General features: G+C 67.7%; 20 protein-coding genes and 2 pseudogenes. 9 read left to right on the top strand and 13 right to left on the bottom strand.

Annotated features, from left to right (window positions below):
* The first annotated feature begins 294 nt into the window (after positions 1-294).
* The 4 genes from ACO2SS_RS12215 to ACO2SS_RS12230 all read left to right on the top strand — a co-directional run bounded on the left by ACO2SS_RS12215 (position 295) and on the right by ACO2SS_RS12230 (position 4296).
* On the top strand, positions 295-762 hold the full coding sequence (locus tag ACO2SS_RS12215; protein ID WP_423278086.1) for a phasin: 468 nt from the start codon (positions 295-297) through the stop codon (positions 760-762).
* Between the two features lie 127 nt (positions 763-889).
* Complete coding sequence (locus ACO2SS_RS12220) at positions 890-1492, top strand: hypothetical protein (RefSeq protein WP_423277934.1); 603 nt, start codon at positions 890-892, stop codon at positions 1490-1492.
* Between the two features lie 88 nt (positions 1493-1580).
* Positions 1581-3932 (top strand): bifunctional salicylyl-CoA 5-hydroxylase/oxidoreductase, encoded by a 2352-nt coding sequence (locus tag ACO2SS_RS12225; protein ID WP_423277935.1) that lies wholly within the window; start codon positions 1581-1583, stop codon positions 3930-3932.
* A gap of 61 nt (positions 3933-3993) precedes the next feature.
* Positions 3994-4296 carry a hypothetical protein gene (locus tag ACO2SS_RS12230; RefSeq protein ID WP_423277936.1) on the top strand — a complete coding sequence of 101 codons (303 nt, stop codon included), beginning with the start codon at positions 3994-3996 and terminating at the stop codon, positions 4294-4296.
* Between the two features lie 21 nt (positions 4297-4317).
* Here ACO2SS_RS12230 and ACO2SS_RS12235 read toward each other — a convergent pair whose 3' ends face one another.
* The 3 genes and pseudogenes from ACO2SS_RS12235 to ACO2SS_RS12245 all read right to left on the bottom strand — a co-directional run.
* Entirely contained in the window at positions 4318-4965 is a 648-nt protein-coding gene (locus ACO2SS_RS12235) for a DUF2155 domain-containing protein (RefSeq protein ID WP_423277937.1), read from the bottom strand.
* 11 nt (positions 4966-4976) lie between these two features.
* A complete protein-coding gene (locus ACO2SS_RS12240; RefSeq protein ID WP_423277938.1) occupies positions 4977-5273 on the bottom strand; it encodes a cupin domain-containing protein in 297 nt (98 codons plus the stop codon).
* Positions 5274-5400: 127 nt separating this feature from the next.
* Positions 5401-5808: pseudogene (locus tag ACO2SS_RS12245) on the bottom strand (NADH:ubiquinone oxidoreductase subunit NDUFA12); the annotation flags it as partial.
* A gap of 523 nt (positions 5809-6331) precedes the next feature.
* Here ACO2SS_RS12245 and ACO2SS_RS12250 point away from each other — a divergent pair.
* Positions 6332-10054 carry a vitamin B12-dependent ribonucleotide reductase gene (locus tag ACO2SS_RS12250; RefSeq protein ID WP_423278087.1) on the top strand — a complete coding sequence of 1241 codons (3723 nt, stop codon included), beginning with the start codon at positions 6332-6334 and terminating at the stop codon, positions 10052-10054.
* Positions 10055-10143: 89 nt separating this feature from the next.
* Positions 10144-11229 carry a GTP pyrophosphokinase gene (locus ACO2SS_RS12255; protein WP_423277939.1) on the top strand — a complete coding sequence of 362 codons (1086 nt, stop codon included), beginning with the start codon at positions 10144-10146 and terminating at the stop codon, positions 11227-11229.
* 1389 nt (positions 11230-12618) lie between these two features.
* Here ACO2SS_RS12255 and ACO2SS_RS12260 read toward each other — a convergent pair.
* Positions 12619-12960 (bottom strand): endonuclease domain-containing protein, encoded by a 342-nt coding sequence (locus ACO2SS_RS12260; protein ID WP_423277940.1) that lies wholly within the window; start codon positions 12958-12960, stop codon positions 12619-12621.
* Positions 12961-13579: 619 nt separating this feature from the next.
* Positions 13580-14560, bottom strand: a complete 981-nt coding sequence (locus ACO2SS_RS12265; protein ID WP_423278088.1) for a Bug family tripartite tricarboxylate transporter substrate binding protein — start codon at positions 14558-14560, stop codon at positions 13580-13582.
* A 317-nt stretch (positions 14561-14877) separates the two neighbouring features.
* Between ACO2SS_RS12265 and ACO2SS_RS12270 the strand changes: the two genes are divergently transcribed.
* Positions 14878-15783 (top strand): SDR family oxidoreductase, encoded by a 906-nt coding sequence (locus tag ACO2SS_RS12270; RefSeq protein ID WP_423278089.1) that lies wholly within the window; start codon positions 14878-14880, stop codon positions 15781-15783.
* 24 nt (positions 15784-15807) lie between these two features.
* On the opposite strand, the pseudogene ACO2SS_RS12275 reads toward ACO2SS_RS12270, so the two are convergent.
* Positions 15808-16053 (bottom strand): annotated as a pseudogene (locus ACO2SS_RS12275) (glutaredoxin domain-containing protein); the annotation flags it as partial.
* A 105-nt stretch (positions 16054-16158) separates the two neighbouring features.
* Here ACO2SS_RS12275 and ACO2SS_RS12280 point away from each other — a divergent pair.
* Positions 16159-16587 (top strand): PAS domain-containing protein, encoded by a 429-nt coding sequence (locus ACO2SS_RS12280; RefSeq protein WP_423277941.1) that lies wholly within the window; start codon positions 16159-16161, stop codon positions 16585-16587.
* The gene (locus ACO2SS_RS12285; protein WP_423277942.1) at positions 16584-17123 is read left to right on the top strand and encodes a DUF488 family protein; all 540 of its coding nucleotides are present in this window, start codon (positions 16584-16586) and stop codon (positions 17121-17123) included. The genes ACO2SS_RS12280 and ACO2SS_RS12285 overlap by 4 nt, the downstream gene beginning before the upstream one ends.
* Before the next feature lie 9 nt (positions 17124-17132).
* On the opposite strand, the gene ACO2SS_RS12290 is transcribed toward ACO2SS_RS12285, so the two are convergent.
* From ACO2SS_RS12290 to ACO2SS_RS12320, 7 genes are all read right to left on the bottom strand, one after another.
* Positions 17133-17696 (bottom strand): hypothetical protein, encoded by a 564-nt coding sequence (locus ACO2SS_RS12290; protein WP_423277943.1) that lies wholly within the window; start codon positions 17694-17696, stop codon positions 17133-17135.
* A gap of 18 nt (positions 17697-17714) precedes the next feature.
* The gene (locus ACO2SS_RS12295) at positions 17715-19310 is read right to left on the bottom strand and encodes a tetratricopeptide repeat protein (protein ID WP_423277944.1); all 1596 of its coding nucleotides are present in this window, start codon (positions 19308-19310) and stop codon (positions 17715-17717) included.
* A gap of 149 nt (positions 19311-19459) precedes the next feature.
* Positions 19460-20317 (bottom strand): lytic transglycosylase domain-containing protein, encoded by an 858-nt coding sequence (locus ACO2SS_RS12300; RefSeq protein WP_423277945.1) that lies wholly within the window; start codon positions 20315-20317, stop codon positions 19460-19462.
* Between the two features lie 9 nt (positions 20318-20326).
* Positions 20327-20572 (bottom strand): hypothetical protein, encoded by a 246-nt coding sequence (locus ACO2SS_RS12305; protein WP_423277946.1) that lies wholly within the window; start codon positions 20570-20572, stop codon positions 20327-20329.
* A 95-nt stretch (positions 20573-20667) separates the two neighbouring features.
* A complete protein-coding gene (locus ACO2SS_RS12310) occupies positions 20668-21687 on the bottom strand; it encodes an NADP-dependent oxidoreductase (RefSeq protein WP_423277947.1) in 1020 nt (339 codons plus the stop codon).
* Positions 21688-21780: 93 nt separating this feature from the next.
* The gene (locus ACO2SS_RS12315; protein ID WP_423277948.1) at positions 21781-23019 is read right to left on the bottom strand and encodes a glycerophosphodiester phosphodiesterase family protein; all 1239 of its coding nucleotides are present in this window, start codon (positions 23017-23019) and stop codon (positions 21781-21783) included.
* A gap of 58 nt (positions 23020-23077) precedes the next feature.
* Positions 23078-24301 (bottom strand): PLP-dependent aminotransferase family protein, encoded by a 1224-nt coding sequence (locus ACO2SS_RS12320; RefSeq protein ID WP_423277949.1) that lies wholly within the window; start codon positions 24299-24301, stop codon positions 23078-23080.
* Positions 24302-24418 lie beyond the last annotated feature (117 nt).

Genomic DNA, 24418 nt, shown 5'->3' on the forward strand with positions numbered 1-24418 from the left:
ACGTGCTCCGCCCCGGCGTCCCAAGCCACTACAGCTGCGTCGGGGCGAAGACAGCCGGAGAGAGCGGGGTCGCCCGAGAGGGCCGCGACGGTTGCCTCGATCTCCTTCCGCACGAATCCGCTCAACCAACAATGCCGTCCGAGCGACAAAGCAAATCGAGGAGCCGAAATCGAGCCTTGGCCGGTTGCGGACCCGTTTACTTACGGTCAACGTTAACGGACGAGCAGCGCATTGTCTTTTTGCGTTGCACAACATACGGTGCGGCGCACAAGCACGATGGAGGATCCCATGGCAATGAACCAGGGCATGCAGTACGAAATCCCCACCGAAATGCGGGATTTCGCCGAGAAAAGCGTCGAGCAGGCCCGGAAGGCCTTCGATGGCTTCCTCAGCGCAGCCCAGAAGGCGATGGACTCGCTTGAGGGCTCAACCTCGTCGATGCAGGCGAATGCCGTCGACGCGACCCGCCGCACCCTGAGCTTTGCCGAGCAGAACATCTCGGCTGCCTTCGAGCATGCCCAGAAGCTGGTCCGCGCGAAGGACCTCCAGGAGGCTTTCCAGCTTCAGTCGGACTTCGCCCGCTCGCAGTTCGCGGCCATGCAGGGCCAGATGAAGGAGCTCGGCGAGATCGCCTCCTCGGCCGCCCGCAATGCCTCGAGCCAGGCCGCATCCGCAGCCGCCCAGGCCACCGCAACCGCCCGGAGCGCGGCCGAGCAGGCGACGGCGGCCATGAACCCGAACCGGAACCCGAACGAGGGCTGATCCCGCCTTCGAGGCAGGGGCAGGAAACGATTCGGTCCTGCTGATCGGCGCGGGGAGCTCTGCCTCTCCGCGCCAGGCACATCTTCTTCCTCCGCCAGCCGGTGGAGCGACGCCGAAGGAGGATGGCATGAAAGACCGTCGGCCCTCGCCGCGGCGACCCGCGAAGGGACTCAAGACCGCGGCCGAGGAGCTCAAGAAAGTGCTTGAGATGCAGCCACCCGCGGATCAGGCCGAGAATGAGCGCGCGACCCCACCGGTCGCATTCCCGGCCGCGATGGCACCGCCCGTCGACGAGGCGGTCTCGCGCTCGGCTCTCAAAGCCGGCTCGACCGACGAGCCCGCGCCTGTGTCTGCGCCTCCACCTCTACCTGCGGCCGGGTTGCAGGCGCCCATCGACGTCCCGCGCCCCTCCCCCGCCATTTCGCTGACCACCGTCCCGCCCCCAGCCGCTACCCTCCCCGGGCCAGTTGCCCGGATGAGACAGCCCGGCACCGGCTCGAAACTCCCGGTCGTCGAAGAACGGGCTCCGGCAGGAACTGGGCTCGTGCGCGCGGAAGGCGTGGAGCGCTCGGAGGGCTCCACGAACCCGGACCCGCTGACGCTGCTGCTCCAATTGCAGGTCGGGCTGTTCGAGCAATACTGCCGTGCAATGAGTGCGGTCGTCGGCTTCTGGATGGAGTTCCTGACCGGCAGCGTGGCTTCCGCCTCGCGCCAGCCGGGGCGGTCCTAGCCCGGAAGGAGCAGGCGGGCGAGCGCCCCCTTGCGAGGAAATGTTTTAGGCTTCAAATATTCTCCGGCTCGTTCAACGGAGGCGGAGCATGAGGATCGCGGTCGTGGGCGGCGGGCCCGCCGGGCTTTATTTCGCCATCCTCATGAAGAAGGCGCGCCCGGCCGCGCAGATCACGGTCTTCGAGCGCAACCGTCCGGACGACACTTTCGGCTTCGGGGTGGTCTTTTCGGATGCGACGCTCGACACGTTCGAGCGCTACGACACGCCGAGCTACGAGCGCATCACGCGCGAGTTCGCCTACTGGGATGACATCGCGGTCCACTTCAAGGGAACCGTGCACCGCATCGGCGGGAACGGCTTCTGCGGCTGCTCCCGGCGCACCCTCCTCCTCATCCTGCAGGATCGGGCAAAGGCGCTCGGGGTCGAGATCCAGTACTCGACCGACATCCGGGACGACAGCGAGTTGCAGGATTACGACCTGATCGTCGCGGCCGACGGCATCAACAGCCTGTTCCGCCAGAAATACATCGACCATTTCCAGCCCGAGACGGACCTGCGGCCGAACAAGTTTACCTGGATGGGCTCAACGCGCCCGCTCGACGCCTTCACGTTCCTCTTCGAGGAGACGGAGTGGGGTCCTTTCATCGCCCACGCCTATCAGTACGAGCCTGGGCACTCGACCTGGATCTTCGAGACGGATCCCGACACCTGGCAGCGGGCGGGCCTGGACCAGATGGGCGAGGCGGAATCGGCCGCGTTCTTCCAGCGGATGTTCGCCGGCTTCCTCCAGGGACACCCTATTCTCACCAACCGGTCGATCTGGCGGTCCTTCCCGATGATCCGCAACAAGCGGTGGGTGAAGGACAACATCGTCCTGATGGGTGACGCGAAGGCCACCGCCCATTTCTCGATCGGCTCCGGCACGAAGCTCGCCATGGAGGACTCGATCGCCCTCTACGAGGCGCTGATCCGGAACCCCGACCTGCAGACGGCCCTTGCAGCCTACGAGACGGGTCGACGCGAGGAGGTCGAGAAGACCCAGCACGCAGCCGACGTCTCGCTCGTCTGGTTCGAGCATGTCGACCGGTTCTGGGATTTCGATCCCGTCCAGTTCGCCTTCGGCGTGATGACCCGCTCGAAGGCCATCACCTACGACAACCTGCGGCTGCGGGCGCCGGAATTCGTCGACAAGGTCGACCGGACCTTCGCGGAAGGCGTCCGGCGGTCCGGCTTCGATGTGAATCTCGACAAGCCGGTCGTGCCGATGTTCCAGCCCTTCAAGCTGCGCGAGATGCGGATCGAGAACCGCACCGTCCTGTCGCCCATGTGCATGTACTCCGCCCAGGAAGGCGTGCCCGGCGACTGGCACCTCGTCCATTACGGCTCCCGTGCGATCGGCGGCGCAGGCCTCCTCTTCACGGAAATGACCTGCGTCGGGCGGGATGCCCGCATCACGCCCGGCTGCACGGGAATGTGGAACGACGAACACGAGGCCGCCTGGAAGCGCATCGTCGATTTCGTCCACGCGAACTCGGCCGCGAAGATCTGCCTCCAGCTGGGCCATGCCGGCCGGAAGGGGGCAACCAAGCTCATGTGGGAGGGCATGGACCGCCCGCTCGAGGAAGGTGGCTGGGAGGTCCTTTCGGCCTCTCCCCTGCCCTACTATCCGGACAGCCAGATGCCGCGCGAGATGAGCCGCGCCGACATGGACAGGGTGAAGGCCGAGTTCGTCCAGGCCACCCTGCGCGGTGAGCGTGCCGGCTTCGACATGGTCGAGATGCACGCCGCCCACGGCTACCTGCTCGCGAGCTTCCTTTCCCCGCTCACGAACCGGCGCACGGACCAGTATGGCGGCTCGCTCGAGAACCGCATCCGCTTCCCGCTCGAGGTATTCGAGGCGATGCGCGAGGTCTGGCCCGCGCACAAGCCGATGTCCGTCCGCCTCTCAGCGACGGACTGGGCAGAGGGCGGCCTCACGCCCGAGGATTCGGTCGAGATCGCGCGCGCCTTCGCCCGCGCCGGTGTCGACCTCGTGGATGTCTCGACGGGACAGACCGTCCGCGAGGCGCGTCCAATCTATGGCCGGATGTTCCAGACGCCCTTCTCCGACCAGATCCGGAACGAGGCGAAGGTCGCGACCATGTGCGTCGGCAACATCACCACCGCCGACCAGGTGAACACGATCCTGGCCGCGGGCCGCGCCGACCTCGTCGCACTCGGCCGGCCTCACCTCGTCGATCCCGCCTTCACGATGAAGGCTGCCGCCTGGTACGGCGCCGCCGCGATCCATTGCCCGCCGCAATACGCACCCGGCAAGGACCAGATCTTCAGGAACAGCGTTCGGGACCGCGCGGACCTGGACGACCTGAAAATCCGCGGCAAGCCGAAGACACGCGCCGAGCTTGCCATGGGCCGTGACACCCCTCTTGCAGCAGAGTGACTGTCACGCCACACTTGTTGTGGCTCGGCAACACCTGGAGGTCTGCATGACGGATGTCGCGTTGCTTGAACGACGTGTCACGACCCTCGAGCAGGAGGTCGAGGGCGAGAAGCTCGTCACGCGGCATATCCTGGAGCAGACGCGCAGGAACGCCGACGATCTCGCGGTGATCAAGGCCCGCTTGGTTGCACACGACCGTCGCTTCGACAGCCATGACGCCCGGTTCGACCGGCATGACGCCCGCTTCGACCGGCTCGAAGGGGAGATCCGCGGCCTGAAGACCGACTTCGCGAACCTTCGACGGGATCTCCCGGCAATGGTCGCCGAGACGCTGCGCGAGGTTCTGCGCGAGCGGGACCGCTGACAGCGGGTAACTGCCGCCTGGCTACCGCCCGGGATTGAACCCGCCGTAGCCCTGCATCGGCGGCGGAGGCGCGGAGGGCTGGTTCGTCGGGAAGAAGCGCCGGCTCGGCGCCTGGGCGGGCCGGACCTCACGCCCCTGCGGCTCAGCCACGTCGATCTGCCCGGATGCGTTGGTGCGGCGCGATTCGCGCACGCTTTCGCTCCGCCCACGCCGGCCCTGCTCACGCTCCGGCCGCGAGGCAACGACGGGAGCGTCGTCGCCTTCCTTCGGCTCGGCGATGACCGTCGTGCCGCCTTTGCAATCCGTCAGCCAGACGTCGTAGACGGCGTGCTCGATCGCGTGCAGGCCCGGGCTCGCAGCGAACATCCAGCCCGTGAAGATGCGCCGATAGGTGTTCTCGAGCGTGACCTCGTCCACCTCGAGAAAGGCGTCCGTCAGCGGGCTCTCGGTGGCGGGGCGCGAATAGCAGACGCGCGGCGTGATCTGCAGGGCCCCGAATTGCACGGTCTCGTCGACCGAAACCTCGAACGAGATGATCCGTCCCGTGATCTTGTCGAGACCGTTGAACACGGCGGTCGGGTTCTTGATCTTGTCTGCCGAGGCTGGCGCGGCCGCAAGGGCCGCGACAAGCGCCGCCAAGCCCGCCGTCGCGTGTCTGATGTGCCGCATCGAGTAGGTCGCTAGCTCTGCCGCTTGATCTCGATTTCGAGGAACGCGAAGGGCTTGCCCGACCCGTTCACCACGTTGTGTTCCACCCCCTCGGGACGAAAGTAAGGCTTGGCGAAGCCGAGAGGCGCTTCCCGGACTACGTCGCCCGGCTCCTCTAGGATCAATTTCCCGTCGTCCAGCGGCACGACGACATAGTCGTGCCCGTGCCGGTGCCAGCCCGTCTCGGCGCCCTCGGCGAAGCTCCACTTGGTGACGACGACCTGGTCGTTGTCGACCATGACCTCCGGGACGGCTTTCTCGCGTGCCATGATCCTACCCTGCCTGCGGCTGGCGCAAATCGACGCCGTGGGTGCCGGGATGCGCGTCCGGGCGTGCCACATCGCGACCGTCCGGCGACATGCCGTCGGCGTCATGCCCGAAGGGTGCCCAGCCATCCGGAGACCAGGCGACGTAATCGCCCGTGGCCGGCGGGCGCTCGCCGGCAGCGTTGGTCGAGCCCTGCGGCCGGTAGGCGTCGGGCGAGCCGGTCATGTTGGGAACGTAGGGTTTCTCCCACTCGCGGGCCACCCAGTTCTGCTCGGTCGGCGGAATGTCGTGGGTATGCGCGAGCCAGCCGCGCCAGCCGGGCGGGACCCGGGAGGCCTCCGCCTCGCCATTATAGACCACCCAGCGTCGCTCCGGCCCGATCGACGGGTCGATCATGTGATCGGCCGCGCGATAGTACTGGTTGCCGAACTGGTCGGTGCCGACGAGCTGACCCTTCTGGCGCGTGTAGAGCCACGTGCCCCAGGTCTGGCCGTTCCACCAGGTGAAGGTGCGGGTCAGGAATTCTTTGAGCGTCATGAGCCGGGTCGCGGTTTCGCGACATATGACGATGGAGGCGCGCCCTGTCCAGGATGGCGCAACGCCGCTCGGATGCGGGCGCTCCTCCCGAGTCGTCCAGCCGGGCTGCGTTAACCATCCCGGCCTTCCCGGCCGCCGCAAGACCTAGTGGCCCGCCGGGGGCCGCGCGGAGGCTTGTCCACAAGCTCCCAGGGCTCGAAACCCACCGAATCTCAGCCTGTTAGGGTTTTGTTAACAGCCGGAACAATCACTATATGTCGTAGGTTGCATGAGTAGGCGGACCCCAGATTTGGGGACGAGTGTCATGTTTGCATCTTGTCGCTCCCGCACGACTCGGGCTAGCTCATCACCGTCTCAGGACGGCAATGCGCCGGCCGGCAGGCAACCTTCAGTCTTCTCGTCACGGACGACCCGGTCCCGGCCCTCGGCTGGGGATCGCGGGGTCGTGCGCGCCGGTGGAAGGCTCTGAGCGGGGCAGCTTCACGTTTCCGGTCGAGGGCCGGACGTGTTCACGGGGATATCGATGCGGATCGAGCGGCGACACACCACGGCCAACACCTCGCCCTACGAGGCGATCCCGTTCCGGAAAACCGTGAGCGAGATCCGCAATCCGGACGGCTCGATCGTCTTCCGGCTCGAAGGCATCCAGGTCCCCGAATCGTGGTCGCAGGTCGCCGCCGACGTCCTGGCGCAGAAGTATTTTCGCAAGGCCGGCGTCCCCGCGCGCCTCAAGAAGGTCGAGGAGAACGCCGTCCCGTCCTGGCTGTGGCGCTCGATCCCGGACGAGGACGCCCTCGCCGAGTTGCCCGAATCGGAGCGCTACGTCTCCGAGATCTCCGCCACCCAGGTCTTCGACCGCCTCGCCGGCTGCTGGACCTATTGGGGCTGGAAGGGACGCTACTTCACGAGCGAGGAGGACGCGCGCGCCTTCTACGACGAGCTGCGCTTCATGCTGGCGGCGCAGATGTGCGCGCCGAACTCGCCGCAATGGTTCAACACCGGCCTGCACTGGGCCTACGGCATCGACGGCCCCGGCCAGGGGCACTTCTACGTCGACCCCTTCACGGGCGTCCTGACCCAATCCGATTCGGCCTACGAGCACCCGCAGCCGCATGCCTGCTTCATCCAGGGCGTCGAGGACGACCTGGTGAACGAGGGCGGCATCATGGACCTGTGGGTCCGGGAGGCACGCCTCTTCAAGTACGGCTCGGGCACCGGCTCCAACTTCTCGCGCCTGCGCGGCGAGGGTGAGAAGCTGTCGGGCGGCGGCAAGTCCTCCGGCCTGATGTCCTTCCTGAAGATCGGCGACCGGGCGGCGGGCGCGATCAAGTCGGGCGGCACGACGCGCCGCGCGGCCAAGATGGTCGTCGTCGACATCGATCACCCCGATATCGAGACCTATATCGACTGGAAGGTCCGCGAGGAGCAGAAGGTCGCCGCGCTCGTCACAGGATCCAAGGTCGCCTCGAAGCACCTCAAGGCCGTGCTCAAGGCCTGCGTGAACTGCGAGGGCGAGGGCGACAGCTGCTACGACCCGGAGAAGAACCCGGCGCTGAAGCGCGAGATCAAGCTCGCCCGCCGCGCCCAGGTGCCGGACAACTACATCCGCCGCGTGATCCAGATGGCCAAGATGGGCCACACCACGCTCGATTTCCCGGTTCTCGACACCGATTGGGACAGCGAGGCCTATCTCACCGTCTCCGGCCAGAACTCCAACAACTCTGTGTCCCTGACGGATGACTTCCTGCGGGCCGTCGAGGCGGATGCCGACTGGAAGCTGATCCGCCGCACGGACGGCAAGATCGCCAGGACTCTCAAGGCGAAGGACCTTTGGGAGAAGATCGGCTTTGCCGCCTGGGCTTCGGCCGATCCCGGCCTGCACTTCAACACGACCATGAACGACTGGCACACCTGCCCGGCGGGCGGGCGGATCCGGGCGTCCAATCCGTGCTCGGAGTACATGTTCCTCGACGACACGGCCTGCAATCTCGCCTCGGCTAACCTGCTGACCTTCTACGATCGCGAGACGCGCCGGTTCGACGTCGACAGCTACGAGCACCTCGTCCGGCTGTGGACGATCGTGCTCGAGATCTCCGTCACCATGGCGCAGTTCCCGTCCAAGGAGATCGCGCAGCTCTCCTACGAGTACCGCACGCTCGGCCTCGGCTACGCCAATATCGGCGGCCTGCTCATGACCATGGGCCTGCCCTACGACTCGCCGGAAGGCCGCTCGCTCTGCGGCGCGCTCACGGCCATCATGACGGGCGTCAGCTACGCCACCTCCGCCGAGATGGCGAAGGAGCTCGGGCCCTTCCCGCGCTATGCCGAGAACGCGGACGCGATGCTGCGGGTCATCCGCAACCACCGCCGCGCCGCCCATGGCGAGGAGCTCGGCTACGAGTTCCTGCAGCAGAACCCGGTCCCGCTCGACCGCACGCATTGCCCGCAGCCCGATCTCGTCCAGCGCGCCGCCGCCGCCTGGGACCGCGCCCTCGTGCTCGGCCGCGAGAACGGTTTTCGGAATGCCCAGGCGACCGTCATCGCCCCCACGGGGACGATCGGCCTCGTCATGGATTGCGACACGACCGGCATCGAGCCGGACTTCGCGCTCGTCAAATTCAAGAAGCTGGCGGGCGGCGGCTACTTCAAGATCATCAACCGGGCCGTGCCGGACGCGCTCCGCCGCCTCGGCTACCGCGAGCACGAGATCGCCGAGATCGAGGCCTATGCGGTCGGCCACGGCTCCATGAAGCAGGCGCCGGCCATCAACCCGACGACCCTGCGGTCGAAGGGCTTCACGGACGAGAAGATCGAGGCCGTCGAGGCCGGGCTGAAATCGGCCTTCGACATCAAGTTCGTGTTCAACAAGTGGTCGCTCGGCGCGGACTTCCTCACCGGCACCCTCAAGGTCCCGGCCGAGAAGCTGGAGGACCCGTCCTTCGAGCTGCTCCGCTTCCTCGGCTTCTCCAAGTCGGACATCGACGCCGCCAACATCCATGTCTGCGGCGCCATGACCCTCGAGGGCGCGCCGCACCTGAAGACCGAGCACTACCCGGTCTTCGATTGCGCCAATCCCTGCGGGCGGCTCGGCAAGCGCTATCTCTCGGTCGAGAGCCACATCCGCATGATGGCGGCGGCGCAGCCCTTCATCTCGGGCGCGATCTCCAAGACCATCAACATGCCGAACGACGCGACGGTCGAGGATTGCAAGAACGCCTACCGCCTCTCCTGGCGCCTGGCGCTGAAGGCCAACGCGCTCTACCGCGACGGCTCCAAGCTCTCGCAGCCCCTCAACTCAGCCCTCGTGGCCGATGACGAGGACGACGTCGACGAGGCCGTCGAGGCCCTCCTGGCGCAGCCCTCGGCCGCCCGCACCGCCGCGGTCGCCGAGCGCATCGTCGAGAAGGTGATCGAGCGGGTCGAGCGCGTCGAGGTCCCGGTCCGCACCCGCGAAAAGATGCCGGACCGCCGCACCGGCTACATCCAGAAGGCCGTGGTCGGCGGCCACAAGGTCTACATCCACACCGGCGAGTACCAGGACGGACGCCTCGGCGAGATCTTCATCGACATGCACAAGGAGGGCGCGGCCTTCCGGGCGATGATGAACAACTTCGCCATCGCGATCTCGCTCGGCCTGCAATACGGCGTGCCGCTGGAGGAATACGTCGAGGCCTTCACCTTCACGCGCTTCGAGCCGGCCGGCTTCGTCCAGGGCAACGAGCGCATCAAGAACGCGACCTCGATCCTCGACTACGTCTTCCGCGAGCTCGCGATCTCCTATCTCGGCCGCACGGACCTTGGTCACGTGAACCCGGAGGAGATCGGCCACGACGTGCTCGGCTCCGGCGAGGCCGAAGGCCGGGCAGCGCCCGCGGGCTCCACCGATGTCGCGCCAGCCGCGGTCGCGGTCACGGCCCCGATCTCGGCCGGCTTCGTCCGCGGCCGGACCGACCGCTTCCAGGTCCTGGCCGGCGGCCGCGGCGCCGGCGGCGCGGTCCTGGGCGCGACGGCCCTGAAGGCGGAGCCGGAGCTGCCGCTCGGCGACGAGCCGCAGGTCGGCTTTCTGGCCAACCCCGAACCCACCCCCGCCGCCAAGGCCGCCGCAACGGTCGCCGAACGCCGGACGGAGGCGCGCATGAAGGGCTACGAGGGAGAGGCCTGCCCCGAATGCGCGAACTTCACGCTGGTGCGGAACGGGACGTGCTTGAAGTGCGACACGTGCGGCAGCACGACGGGGTGTAGCTGAGCGCGACAGGCGCGGAAGTTGAAATTTTCAGAGACCAAGAGAAAATGGTCGAATAACCATCCGGAATAATTTCGGAGTACAATCAAACTATGAGCCGCCGAAAAGATACAACTGTAGGGGCTCTAGCTGATAGACATGAAGGATGGCTCAACGAAATCCTTCCAGCTCATGATCGACTTAGGACGGTCGTATCATCTCTTGTTGAGAGCTCCCTGAGAGAGAGAGGAATTGAATTCCTCTCTGTCTCAGGGAGAGCAAAGGACCTATCATCGGCTCTTGAGAAGATCGGCCGAAAAAGCTACAAACAGCCTCAAAAGCAATTAACAGATCTCTCCGGCGTTAGAGTTATTACTTACTTTGAGAGTCAAGCTCGCCTAGTCGCAGATGTTATACGCGAGCTATTCGATATCGACGAAAAAAACAGCCTCGATCGATCCAGCATACTCGGATCCGATCGGATCGGCTATAGATCAGCACATTTCGTCTGCTCCCTCGGCCGACGCCGAAGATCTTTGCCGGAATATAGAGATATCTCATCCCTTAAGTTTGAAGTACAGATCAGAACCGTCTTGCAGCATGCCTGGGCAGAACTCGCTCACGATCGTTCATACAAATTTGGCCCCGGCTTGCCTACTGAGATCCAAAGGCGGCTCAATCTACACTCTGGATTGCTTGAGATAGCGGACAGCGCTTTCGATCACATCGCCGATGAAATCCAGAGATACACGGCGTCTGTTGAGCGCCTTCCGGAAACTAAACTCGCATCGTCTGAGATCACCAAGGCGACACTCGAGCGCTTTGTACGCCAACTATCATCCCGAGAGGATCTATCGATAGACCACCTTAAGCTACCCGACGACGTTTTTGATGAACTCACCAGATTCGGCCTCGCCAGCATCGGCGATCTTGAACGCTTAGCTACACCGGATTTTTTGTCTGATTTCAAGTCATCATACCAGTCTAATACGAATCTCGGACTGATACGCGACTTGATGATGTATCACGACATCGATCGATACTTCAGGGGAAAAGTTAATTGGGGGGCGATAGACGAAAGCGGCTTCAAATTTTTAGCAAAACGACACGGTGAGGATAAAACACTATCTATACTGCAATCTCGTTTGATATTCATTCAAGATAATGAAGCGAATTTTCCTGAAGACGAAGATGATTAACCATCACGGCTTCTACGTGACGATGGCTGGACGCAGGGCTGACTCCCTGATTTGAACACGCACCGGAACCTTTCGCCCGCGCCCCCTCAACCAGCGCGCGCCTACCCTCCCCGTGTGGGAGAGGGTCGGATGCGCAGCATCCGGGGTGAGGGTGGGACATAGGGAGGTGGAGCAGCGGTGAGCCGCGGTTCAGCGCCCCATCCTGAGAGGTCCTGCCCTCACCCCGGCCCTCTCCCGAACGGGAGAGGGTGCGCGGTGGTACTCGTTGCGCCCCATCCTGCAACCTCTCCGCCCGCAAGCGCTCGACCAGCGCGCGCCCACCCTCTCCCGTTTGGGAGAGGGTCGGACGGCGGAGCCGGCCGGGGTGAGGGTTGGACGCCGGGAGGTGGAACTCGGCGCCAGCGAGCCGCGATTCAGCGCCTCATCCTGAAACGCCCTGCCCTCACCCCATCCCTCTCCCGCACGGGAGAGGGTGCGCGGTGGCGCCCGGTGTGCCACATCCAGCAACCTCTCCGCCCGCGAGACCTCGACCAGCGCGCGCCACCCTCTCCCGTGTGGGAGAGGGTCGGATGCGCAGCATCCGGGGTGAGGGTGGGACGCCGGGAGGTGGAACTCGGCCGCGGCGAGCCGCGGTTCGGCGCCCCATCCTGAGAGGTCCTGCCCTCACCCCGTCCCTCTCCCGAACGGGAGAGGGTGCGCGGTGGCGCTCGCTGCGCCCCATCCGGCAACCTCTCCAGCCGGGAAGCGTGTGACCAGCGCGCGCCACCCTCTCCCGTGTGGGAGAGGGTCGGACGGCGAAGCCGGCCGGGGTGAGGGTTGGACGCTGGGAGGTGGAGTTCGGCGGCAGCGAGCCGCGGTTCAGCGCCCCATCCTGAGAGGTCCTGCCCTCACCCCAGCCCTCTCCCGCACGGGAGAGGGTGCGCGGCGGTACTCGCAGGGCCTCATCCGGCGACCTTCCCGCTCGCGAGCCCTCGACCAGCGCGCACCACCCTCTCCCGTGTGGGAGAGGGTCGGATGCGCAGCATCCGGGGTGATGGTGGGACGTTGGGAGGTGAAGCTTGGCGGCGGTGAGCCGCGATTCAGCGCCTCATCCTGAACCGCCCTGCCCTCACCCCGTCCCTCTCCCGCACGGGAGAGGGTGCGCAGCGGTACTCGCTGCGCCTCATCCGGCAACCTCTCCGCCCGCGAGACCTCGACCAGCGCGCGCCACCCTCTCCCGTGTGGGAGAGGGTCGGACGGCGAAGCCGGCCGGGGTGAGGGTTGGTCGCAGGAAGGCGAAGCTCGGCGCCAGCGAGCCGCAATTCAGCGCCCCATCCTGAGAGGTCCTGCCCTCACCCCGGCCCTCTCCCGAACGGGAGAGGGTGCGCGGCGGCGCCGTCAGCGCCAAGATCACGGCATCCGCAACGCCGCTGCGATGCGGCGGAGCACGTCGTCCAGGCGATCGCGGATCTCTTCGTTGCTGAACCGCAGGACGACGAACCCCATCGCCTCGATCGCCCCCGTTCGGTCCTCGTCGTACTCGCGCTGAGCGGCGTGCTGCCGGCCGTCGATCTCGACGATCAGCCTGCCCGCAATGCAGGCGAAGTCCACGGTGTATTGGCCGAGCGGCACCTGCCGCCGGAACTTGGCCCCGGCGAGCCTGCGCCCCCGCAATTGGTGCCAGAGCATCTCCTCGGCGGAGGTTTGCCGGTGGCGCAGAGCGCGCGCAAAGCTGCGGACCTCGGTGGTCATTGGGGACAGCATGACTAAGGCGATAGGCGCCGCATAGTGCTGCGCTGGCCAGCGCAGCCGTCGCGCCTCATCCTGAACCGCCCTGCCCTCACCCCATCCCTCTCCCACACGGGAGCGCGGCGGCGCGGTCGGACTCGTCATTGCGAGCGTAGCGAAGCAGTCCAGCCGCCTGCCACCTCCCCGCTCGCTCCGGCGCAGGCCGGGGCCCACCCCCCTGGGCACCGGCTTTCGCCGGTGTGAGCGGAATCCCGAGTTGACAGATCTAGCATTTATTCCTATATAGCCGTCACTCCTCTCCGGCGGGGGAACGGCGGTCGACACCGGGCACCGTTGTCGGAGGCGAGGGCGGGTCCCGAGGTCGCGGTTCCGGAAACCGTGGCGCCCGGGCGGCTGACCGGGCGTGTGCCCAGGGGCCGAAAAGACCGTCGCGGGATGCCGGGAGGGACCAGGCAAATCCGCAAACCACCATCATTGAAGGCCGGAGAACCGGCATCCCGCTCCCTCACAGGATTTCGGGCAGCTCTTTGAACCACCGCTGGACCAGACCCCGGGTTGGGGACGGACGGCGCGTGCGCGTTTCGCTGGAACCTGAAGACGCGCCGCCCTGAAGTCCGACGCCCTACTTCGCCTCGGTGGCCTTGATGCCGGAGCTCTCGATGAGCTTCGTGATGCGGTCGAGGTCCTCGGCGAAGAGGGCGGCGTGCGCTTCCGGGGTCATCTGGGCCTCGGGGAAGGTGTCCGTCCCGAGCGCCTTGAGCTTCGCCCGCACGCCCGGATCGCTCACCGCCGCCCGGAGCGCCGCATTGAGCGCCGCGACCGTTTCCTTCGGCGTGCCCTTCGCCACGTAGAGGCCATGCCAGAACGTGTAGACGAGGTCGGAGAGGCCGGCTTCGGCCGCCGTCGGGATCTCCGGGGCCTGTTCGAGCCTGGTCTTCGACGTCACGGCGATCCCGTGCAGCGATCCGGCCTGGACATGCGGCAGCGCGCTGGTCGCCTGGTCGCAGATGAGGTCGATCTGCCCGGCGATGAGGTCCGTGAGGGCCGGGCCGGAGCCCCGATAGGCGGCGAAGACCGGCTTGAAGCCGAGCACGTTGCCGATCAGGACGGCGCAGAGCTGGGTGTTGGTGCCGACGCCGCCATGCGCGAAGGTCATCTTCGCGCCCTGCTCCTTCATCCAGGCCACGTAATCCTTCGGGCCCGAGCCGGGAATCGTCTTCCGGCCGGCCAGGAGAAGGGGCGCGATGTTGACGAGGCCGACCGGCTCGAAGGCGGTCTTGGTGTCGTAGCGGAGATTGTTGAACAGGCTCGGGGCGGAGAGCAGCCCCGTGTGGTTGATGAGGATCGTCGACCCGTCCGGCGCCGAGCGGGCGACGCGGTCGTTGGCGATCGTCCCGCCGGCGCCGCTCACGTTCTCGATGATGACCGACCGGCCCAGCGTGCCCGACATCTTCTCGCCGATCAGCCGCGCCACCGCATCCGTGCCGCCGCCCGCCGCGTAGGGCACGACGAGCGTGACGATGCCCGACGGGGACTGGGCCTGCGCCGCGGGCGCAAAAGACAAAGCTGCAAAAGCCGCCCAGGCGCAGGCGAGCCGGATCATCCTCACGTCGTAACCTCCCTCTTGTGTTTCCGGTCGCCGTCGTGAGCCGATGCTCCGCGGCGATCCTTGGAAAACCTTTGTAGGGCGCGGCCCGGGCCAAGGGAACCTGCGGCCTCGTGCCCGGGCACCGGCGGGTCCGGGCGGGCGTTGGTCGGCATGGGACCGCGGTCCCGAACCCCCGAGAACAGAGCGGAGAGCCAATGCCGTCCGACGATTTCGACCCCTCCCGCCGCCGCCTGGTCGGCGGCCTCACGACCGGCGTGGCGGCAGCGCTCGCGGCGCCCGCGCTCGCCCAGTCGCAGCAAGGCGCCGCCGCGATGTCGGGCGGCGGGAATGCGGCCCAGCCGCTGGTCGACCCCACGACGAAATATCCGAAGCCGCCCTTCCCGAAGCAGGAGCAGCCCTGGCCGGGCCTCGCCGCCAGGATGGAGCCGCGGCCGGACCATGGCGAGACGAGCTACAAGGGCTCGGGCCGCCTCGCCGGCCGCAAGGCGCTGGTGACGGGCGGCGATTCCGGAATCGGCCGCGCGGCCGTGATCGCCTTTGCGCGGGAGGGCGCGGATGTGGCGATCAACTACCTGCCCGCCGAGGAGGAGGATGCGCGCGAGGTGATCGAGATCATCCGCAAGGCCGGCCGCAAGGGCGTCGCGCTGCCCGGCGACATCCGCGAGGAGGCCTTCTGCCAGCAGCTCGTGGCGGATGCCGTGCGCGAGCTCGGCGGGCTCGACATCCTGGTCAACAACGCCGCCTTCCAGCGCCCGCGGAAGTCGATCACCGACATCTCGAGCGAGGAATTCGACCAGACCTTCAAGACCAACGTCTATGCGCCGTTCTGGATCACCAAGGCCGCGATGGCCCACCTGAAGCCGGGCTCGGCGATCATCAACACGAGCTCGGTGAACGCCTACGATCCCGGCGAGAACCTCCTCGCCTATGCGTCCACCAAGGCCGTGAATGCGAACTTCACCAAGTCGCTGGCGAAGCAGCTCGCCCCGAAGGGGATCCGGGTCAACGCGGTCGCGCCCGGACCGGTCTGGACGCCGCTGCAGCCCTCCGGCGGGCAGTTCCCGGACGACCTGCCGAAGTTCGGCGGCGACAGCCCGACCGAGCGGCCGGGCCAGCCGGCGGAGCTCGCCGGGCTCTACGTGCTGCTTGCTTCGAACGAGGCGACCTTCTCGACCGGGCAGGTCTTCGGCGCGGTGGGGGGCCGCGGCGGCCCGTGAGGCCGCCCGCTACCGCCCTGCCGCGAGGTAGCGCTCGAGGTCGTCGCTGCCGCCGATCCGCTCGCCGCCGATGAAGACCTGCGGGGTGGTCGGCACGCCGTGCTCGGCCTTGAAGGCGTCCACCTCGTCGCGCGAGCGCAGGATCCGGTCGTCGACCTCGAACCCGCTCTCCTCCAGCAGCCGCTTCGCCTTCACGCCGAAGGGGCAGGTGTGGTCGGGAAGTACCATCCGGTACAGGATCGCGCTGCGCTCGGCCATTCTTCGGTCCATCTCCGGGGCGATCCAGGGCGGGGAGGCCCCGGGCCGCGATGCGACGGGGCAATGGCCGCGCCGCGCAGCGGTTCCGCGGGCCGTGCCCAGAGGGAGGAGACCGGCATGGACTTCGCGCAGCGCTCGGCCGAGGCGATCCTGTCCGGCACCGCCGATGCCGTGGTGGCGACGGACCGGGACGGCATCATCCGCCTGTGGAACCCCGGCGCGGAGCGGATCTTCGGCCACGCCGCCGCGGAGGTGATCGGGGCCTCGCTCGACGTGATCATCCCCGAGCGCCTGCGGGCACGGCACTGGGCGGGATTCCGGCACACGGTCGCGACGGGCGAGAGCCGCTACGGGGCGGGCGATCTCCTCTCCGTCCCGAGCATGCGTCGCGACGGCACGCCGATCTCGGTCGAGTTCACCATCGTGCCCATCAAGGACCTGTCCGGCCGGATGGAGGGCATGGTGGCGGTCATGCGCGACGTGACCGCCCGGTTCGAGGAGACGCGGCGGCTGCGCAGGGCGGCCGCGGAGGCCGCCGCGAAGTGACGGCCGCCGAGCGCCTCCCGTTCTTCACGATCGGGCATTCCACCTGGAGCATCCCGGACTTCGTGGACCTGCTGCGGCTCGGCGAGGTGGGCCTCGTGGTGGATGTCCGGACGGTTCCGCGCTCGAGGACCAACCCGCAATTCAACCGCGACACGCTGCCGGGGAGCCTCGCCGGATACCAGATCGGCTACGAGCACATCGCCGAACTCGGCGGGCTGCGGTCGAAGCGGCGCGGCGGCGGGGAATCGCCGAACACGTTCTGGACCAATCCGAGTTTCCGGAACTACGCCGACTACGCCGCGACGGAGCCGTTCCGGCAGGGCCTCGATCGCCTCGTTTCGCTCGGCCGCGAGCGCCGGACCGCCATCATGTGCGCCGAGGCCGTCTGGTGGCGCTGCCACCGGCGCGTCATCGCCGACTACCTCATCGCGGGCGGCGAGACCGTGTTCCACATCATGGCGCCGCACGCGCTGGAGCCGGCGAAGATGAACCCCGCCGCGAGGCCGGCGCCGGACGGCTCGCTCGTCTACGCCTGATCCCGCCCGTCAGAGGCCGAGCGCCGCTTCGGTCCAGCGCATGACGGGAGCGCTTTGGAGAAAGGCGAGCAGGGCGGGCTCCAGCGCCTCCGGCCCGCCGCCCGCCAGCCGGGCCGTCGCCACCACCATGTCGCAGCGGTCGCTGTAACCGATGATGATCGCGGCCTCTCTGCGGCCTGCCGGAGCCGCGATCCCGTAGAACCGGCTGCGCCCCTTCATGTGGGCCACGGCGATCGGGCGGCCCTCGCCTGCCGGCGCAAAGCCGTCTCCGAGCAGGTAGAGGTCGCCCATGCGGTCGAGATCGGAATCGCCCTCGATCCCGATCGCGCAGTTGCACAGCCCGAACTTGGCCCGCAGGTAGATCGTGGTCTCGGCCCCGCAGGCGCCGCCCTGGCAGCGGAACGCCCTGCCCTTTCCCCAGGGATCGGGCCCGAACGGCCAGCCCACTTCCGTCCAGGCCGGGGGCATCGAGGCGGACGGTGCGTGGGAGCCCGTCTCGCGCGAGCTGCCGGACAGGGCGAGCGCCGCCCCGATCCCCAGGGCGGCGCAAGAAAAGGCGAGGAGCCGGTCCACGACACGTCTCCGGCGCGGTCAGGTCCGGCGGGCCAGGAAGGCCTGCGCCTCCTTCAGCTCCGGCCGGCTCGCCTCGCTCCCCTCCGTCAGGGTCGTCGCCTTGCGGTAATGGTCACGCGCGGCGTCCAGGTCGCCCGTACGCTCCGCGGCCTTCGCGGCCCCGAGGGTCGCGCCGAGGCGGTTCGGCTCCTTCTTGAGGGTGGTCTCGAAGGCCGTGCGGGCATCGCCGGCCATGCCGCGCTCGAGCAGCATTGCGCCCAGGAGTTCGCGGGCCGGCACGACCGGACCCGGTGTGACGATCGACTTCTCCGTCCGGTCCTCCATGTCGGCGGCAATGGACAGCGCCACGAGGGCCTCGTCGGGCCGGTTCTCGGCAAGCGCCAGCCAAGCCTCCGCGACCCGGCGCTGGATGTCGACCTGCTCGGCCCAATAGGCGTCTTTCGCCTCCGTGAGCTTGTCCCTGAGCTCGCCGAGCCGGGAGATATCCGCCCGTGCCGCCTCGATGCGACCGGTGCGGGCGGCGCCGAGCGCGCGGGCGAAATGGACCTGCGAATCCGCGTAGGGGAAGCGGCTAGGCCGCACCGGCAGGTTCGCCGCCCCCTCCCAATCGCCGCGCTCGACGGCGTAGCGCGCCTGGCTCGCTGCCACCGCGAACCAGCCGGTCCGGACGTCCGGGCTATAGCCGGCCACGGCCAGCATCTCGTCCAGCACCTTGCGGGCCTGCGCGTCGTCCGCGACCTGCAGGTAGGCGTAGACCATGTAGTCCATCGCGTGGAGCTGCTCGTGCGGCTCGCGCGTGCCCTTGGCGGCCTGCGCCGAAGCCCGGTTCGCGGCGATCGAGTCGCGCCAATAGCCGACACGCGTGAAGACGTGGGACGGCATGTGCTGCGCGTGCGGCGCGGCCGGCGCGATCTGGGCATAGCGCTTGGCCGCGTCGAGGCCCCGCTGGGCGATCGGCGGATAGTCGTAGAGGTGGATGAGGTAGTGCGCGACGCCGGGATGCCGCGGCTGCCGTTCGAAGATGGGCTCCAGGATCGCCGCGCCCTTCAGCTGCCGCGCATAGGTCTTGTCCGTCGGGACATGCGCGACGTTGAGGGCGATCGCATAGGCGATCTGCGCCTCGTCGTCGTCCGGGTAGCGCCCGGCCAGCTCCTCGACTTTCGCGAGGTAGGCCTCGACGCGCTCCTTGAAAGGCCGTTCCTTCGGGCCCGCATAGAAGGCGAGAAGCGTCTCGATGTAGTCGCGCTCGCGCTGTGTCTTGGCGCCCATCGCCCTCGCCTGTTCGAGGCTCGCGAGGCCGGCCGCGAGATTATCGGCCGGGGCCGGGAAGTGCGGGTTGAGCAGGAGGCTCTGCGCAACGCCCCAGCGGGCGATGGCGCAGCTCGGGTCGGCCTCGAGCGCGGACTCGAACAATTCACGCGAGGCCCGGTACCAGAAGGAATGCTGGTAGCGCATGGCGCGATCGAAGCGGCGCTGGGCGACCTCGTTGCACGAGGTCTCGAAATGAACTTTCCCGAACTGGGCCTCCCCGGAATCCTCCGCTCTGGCGTCCGGCCCAGCAACAAACGTCGCGGCCGCCGCGATTGCGAGAACGCGAAGAGATACCCCGCCCATGCTCGCCTCCCTGAGACAGCGCCTAAATCACCCCTGATGAACAGCCCTGCTCACAATACCACCATGTCTATTTCAGCGCGACCAAATCTCCGGACTATGAAGTCGTCCACTATTATAGGCTGAGATATCTACCCGGATCGGGCGACAGCCTAGGTGCGAAGAACCGCGCAGGCACCACCGGCAGAACGGATGCGGGTGCAGAGCGTATTCGCTTCCGTCCGCGTCTGCGCCGGGACCCGCACGCGATAGAACAGGGCGCGGCCCCGGCTGCGCAGCCGCGAGCCGAGGATCATCGGCTGGACATCGCCCAGTACCGAGGCGAGACCCGCACGGTTTCGCGCATAGGAGGCGAGCGCGACCGACTTGGAGAAGTTGCCGGCAAGCTGCACGCCCCAGGGGGCCCGCGCGCCCTCCGCGATGACCGACAACCCGCCCCCGCCGCCACGGCGCAGTTCCGCCGTCACCTGCAGGCAGGGCTGGTCCGGCCGCCCCGCGGCATCGGGCGGAGTCGCGTTCGTCTTGCGTTCCTCGGCCCAGTCCTCCGCCGAGCGGCCGGTGATCCGGATGACGTAGCTGCGCGTCTCGTCCGGCAGCCCGCCGCGCCCGGCGAGCCAGTTCGTCACCCGCGTCGGCCCGCCGTTATAGGCGGCAGCGGCGAGCCCCAGATTGCCGAAGGCGCGCCGCAGATCGGCGATGAAGGAGGCTGCGGCCGGGATCGCCTGCTCGGGGTCGAATGGATCGGCGAGGCCCCGCTCGCGCGCGGTCCCAGGCATGAACTGGGCGACGCCCTGCGCGCCGGCCGGACTGATCACCGCGGGGCGGAAGCTGCTCTCCTGCCAGATGAGGCGGGTCAGGAACCCGACGGGCACGGCGTGCTTGCCCGCAGCACTCTCGATGAGGCGGCACAGGCTCTGTTCGAGCGTCTCGCCATCCGAGGCGGTTTGCGCCTCGGCGGCGCCGGCGGCCAGCAAGGCAAGCGCGGCCACAGCCGCCCGGATGCGATGCATGCCGGGCCGCTACGGCTCAGCACGCTCGATCGCGGCCAGGAGCTCCGCGTCCCCGAGGCGCACCCAGCCCGGCGAAAGCGCCACGCGGCGGGACCTGGCCCCGCCCGAGGGCGTGCAGACCACCTCGACCTTGCCGGTTTCGTCCACCGTCGCGGCCTCGCGCTTCTCCGGATCGTTGCCGAGCCCGGCGAAGGCCTGGATGCAGGTCCAGGTCCTGCCTTCCCCGTCCGTGACCTCGCGCCCTTCAGCTCCCATCCCGGCCGGCCTCTCCGCCTCGCAGGCCCGATCGCCGGGCCCCATCCGCAACGCGGAGGCCGGCCCGCGGTTCACGGGCCGGCCGGTCCTTGGGCCTACGACACCTTCACGAGGAGCTTGCCGATGTTGCGCCCCTTCAGGAGCCCCATGAAGGCCTCCGGGGCGTTCTCCAGGCCTTCGACCACGTCCTCGAGGTAGTGCACGCGCCCTTCCTTCACCCAGGCGCTCATGTCCCGGGCGAAGTCCGTCTCGTCGGCGGCGAAGTCCCAGACGATGAAGCCCCGGAGCGTCAGGCGCTTGCGCAGCACGGCGCCCATGAGCTGCGGGGTGCGGTCGGGCCCGGGCGGCAGTTCGGTGTCGTTGTAGTGGGAGACGATCCCGCAGACCGGCACCCGGGCGAAATCGTTGAGCAGCGGGAACACCGCATCCCACACCTTCCCGCCGACATTCTCGAAATAGACGTCGATCCCGTTCGGGCAGGCCTTCGCGAGTTGCTCGGCCATGTCCGGTGCACGATGGTCGATGGCCGCATCGAAGCCGAACTTCTCCGTGAGCAGCCGGCACTTCTCCGGCCCGCCGGCGATCCCGACGGCGCGGGCGTCGTGGATCTTGGCGATCTGCCCGACGGCCGACCCGACAGGGCCGGTCGCGGCGGCGACCACCAGGGTCTCGCCCGCCTTGGGGCGGCCAATGTTCCGCAAGCCCGTATAGGCCGTCATGCCCGGCATCCCGAGCACGCCGAGGGCCGTCTGCACCGGCGCCTTGGCCGGATCGAGCCGGCGCAGGCCTTTGCCGTTCGAGAGCGCATAATCCTGCCAGCCGGAATGGCTGAGCACGATGTCGCCCTCGCGGAACGCATTGTTGCGGGACGCGACGATCTCGCCGACCGTGCCGCCCTCCATGACGGCGCCGACCTCGACGGGCTTGGCATAGGATTTCGCCGCGCTCATGCGGCCCCGCATGTAAGGATCGAGCGACAGCCACTTCGTCCGGATGAGCACCTCGCCCTCAGCCGGCTGCGAGACCGGACCTGTCTCGAGGCGGAAATTCTCCGGCTTCGGCTCGCCCTCCGGGCGGCTCGCGAGAATGACGCGGCGGTTCTGATTTTCGGTCATGAGAGGCTCCCTACTGGCACCGATCTAGACCGTCTCGCGCCGAAGTGCGATGGTGACCGGCTACGGACCTCGAACGCAGAGGTCGCGCGCCGCTCAGGGCGCGCCGACGCAATTCGCGTAGAAGGTCGTGGTCGCCGGCCAGTCCGAGAAGACGCCGAGGACGCCGACGTCACGATAAAGGACATCAAGCAGGGCCAGCGTGTCGCCGTCGCGGTCCACCACGGGCGTGATGGTCTGGTAGTAATAGCCGCCGCCGTTCTTCAGCGGCCCGGAACGCTCGAGCGACCAGGTGATCAGCCCAAGCCCGGCCTTCTTCGCTTCCAGCGCATAGGCGGAGGGCACGATGCGGCCGCCATCCCCGACCGTGACCAGCATGGACAGCGGAGGCGCGAGGATCTTCACGCCGCGCTGCTTGAGCTCGGCCATGCCGGGCTTCCAGGTCTCCGGCTTCATGTTGTCGAAGGATTTGTCGGTATCGTCCTGCTCGTCGAGGAAGACCGCCTGCCTGCCGAATTCGGGCTCCTTCTCCAGCCAGTAAAGCACGTCTCGGAGCTGGAAGCTCTGCGGGTAGACGTCGGAGGCGGGGATGCCGGCCTCCTTGTACTCGTCTATGAGTTGCTGGGCGTAGTTGTCCTGGGTGTAGCTGCCCTCGAAGGGCATCGGTACCTCTGGCGCCTTGAGCTCGGGCGTGAACTTGCGGCCGAGCAACTTCACCAGCGCGATGTATTCCTTGTGCGTCATCAGCGTGCCGGTGGTGGCGTAGAGGTCCGTCCGCCAGCGCGGGGTGGCGTTCATGAAGGCCTCGACCGTGGTCGCGTTCGGGTCGGAGGCGTCCATCTTGCCTTTGAGGGTCTTGAACTCGGCCAGCGTCAGGTCGCTCGTGCAGCACTTGGCCGAGGCCATTCGGCCGGTCGCGGGATCGGCCGGCTGGAAGCTCTGCGTGCATTTCGCTGCAAGCTCGGGCTTCGCGAGGATGTTCGTCGTCGTATGCAGGTCGCATTGCGCGTGCCGGCAGACGAGCTGGCGGTCCTTGGTGAAGGCGACGTCGCACTCGATGATGCCGGCGCCCATCCGGGCGGCCGCCATGATGCCCTCGCGCGTGTGCTCCGGAAATTGCAGCGGGGCGCCGCGATGCGAGATGGAGAAGTTTCGCGCCGTGTAGGTGCGGTCCGGGCCGCATTGCCTGAGCCGGTCCTGGGCGGGACCGGGCTTCATCGTGTCGACGAGGTAGAAGGGCCGCGGGCCGACCTGCGCGGGCGGCCCCTCCGCCGCCTGCCCTATCCCCGTCGCGACCATCATGGCCGCTGCCCCGAAGCTCGCCCAGTATCGCATCGCTCTCTCCCGGATTGCGCGGGGTTAGTCGGGACGCGTGACAGCCGCGTGAAGGGGCCTAGCGCCGGACGTTCCCGCCATGCGCCGGCACGCCCGTATGCTCGAAGGAGATGCGGGCGAGCTTCGCCACCCCGGCCTGGATGTCCTCGACCGAGGGCAGCGCGAAGCAGAGCCGCATGTAGCTCTTCGCGCTCTCGGGATCGCAGGCCCATTCGGGGCCGGGATTGAAAGCGACGCCCTCGTCCAGCGCGGCCTTGGCAAAGCTGCGGACATCGATGCTGTCCGGCAGCTTCAGCCAGACGAAGATCCCGCCCTGCGGCACGAAGATCTCGGCAGCCGTGCCGAATTCGCGCTCGAGCGCCTCGACGATCGCGTCGAGCTTCAGCTTCAGGGCTGGCGTGAGCTCGGTGAGGTGATCGTCGAACCTGTCGCGGACGAACTCCGCAACGACCATCTGCTCGAGCGCGCCGGAGCCGGCATCGCTCTTCGCCGCGAGAAGCTGTCCGAGCACCCGCCAATCCGCCACCACGTAGCCGATGCGCAGGGCTGGCGCGAGCGACTTGGAGAACGAGCCGATATGGATCACCCGCGAGGGGTCGAGCGCATAGAGCGCGGGCGGCCGCTCCCCGGACCAGACGAGATCGGCGTAGCACTCGTCCTCCCAGATCGGCACGCCGAACTCGCGCGAGAGCGCCAGAAGCTCGTGGCGGCGCTCGAGGCTCATGATCGAGCCGGTCGGGTTCTGCACGGTCGGGATCGTGTAGATGTATTTCGGCCGGACGCCCCGGCCGCGCAGGTCCTCGAGGATCGCCCGCAGGCGGTCGGTGCGGATGCCGCCCTCGTCGAGCGGCGCACCGATCACGTTGGCGCCGAGCTTCTGCACCTTCGTGATGGCCCCGCCATAGGTGAACTCCTCCAGGATCACGGTGTCGCCCGGAGCCAGGAACAGGCCGTTGATCAGGTCCATGGCCTGAAGCGAGCCGGAGGTGAGCATCACGTCGTCGGGCCGGCACCGGATGCCGCTCCGTGCCGCGAGCTTCTCGGCCACGAATTCCCGCAGCGGTTCGTAGCCCTGCGGTGCCCCGCCCAGATAGTACATGCCCAGGCGGTGTCCCTGGCTGCGCAGCACGCGCGCCGCGGCCTCGGCGAGATCGCCTGCCGGGACCTGCGCCGGGTCGTTGTGCCCGAAGACGAAATTGTAGCGCGGCAGCCCTGCGAAGGGCGCGACCGGATCCGGCAGGCCGCTGCGGAACAGGTCGGCAAAGGCGAAGGTCTGCTGCATTCTTCCTCCCGGGTCGCGTCTGTCGCGCGATCACCCACGCCCCTGTAGCGCCTTGCGTGCGTTCGTCAAAAACGCGGCAGCGCGAAAATGCGAGACAAGCGACTTGTCTCGCCGGCC

The organism is Enterovirga sp. CN4-39, from assembly GCF_049446235.1.
Lineage (GTDB): Bacteria > Pseudomonadota > Alphaproteobacteria > Rhizobiales > Beijerinckiaceae > Enterovirga.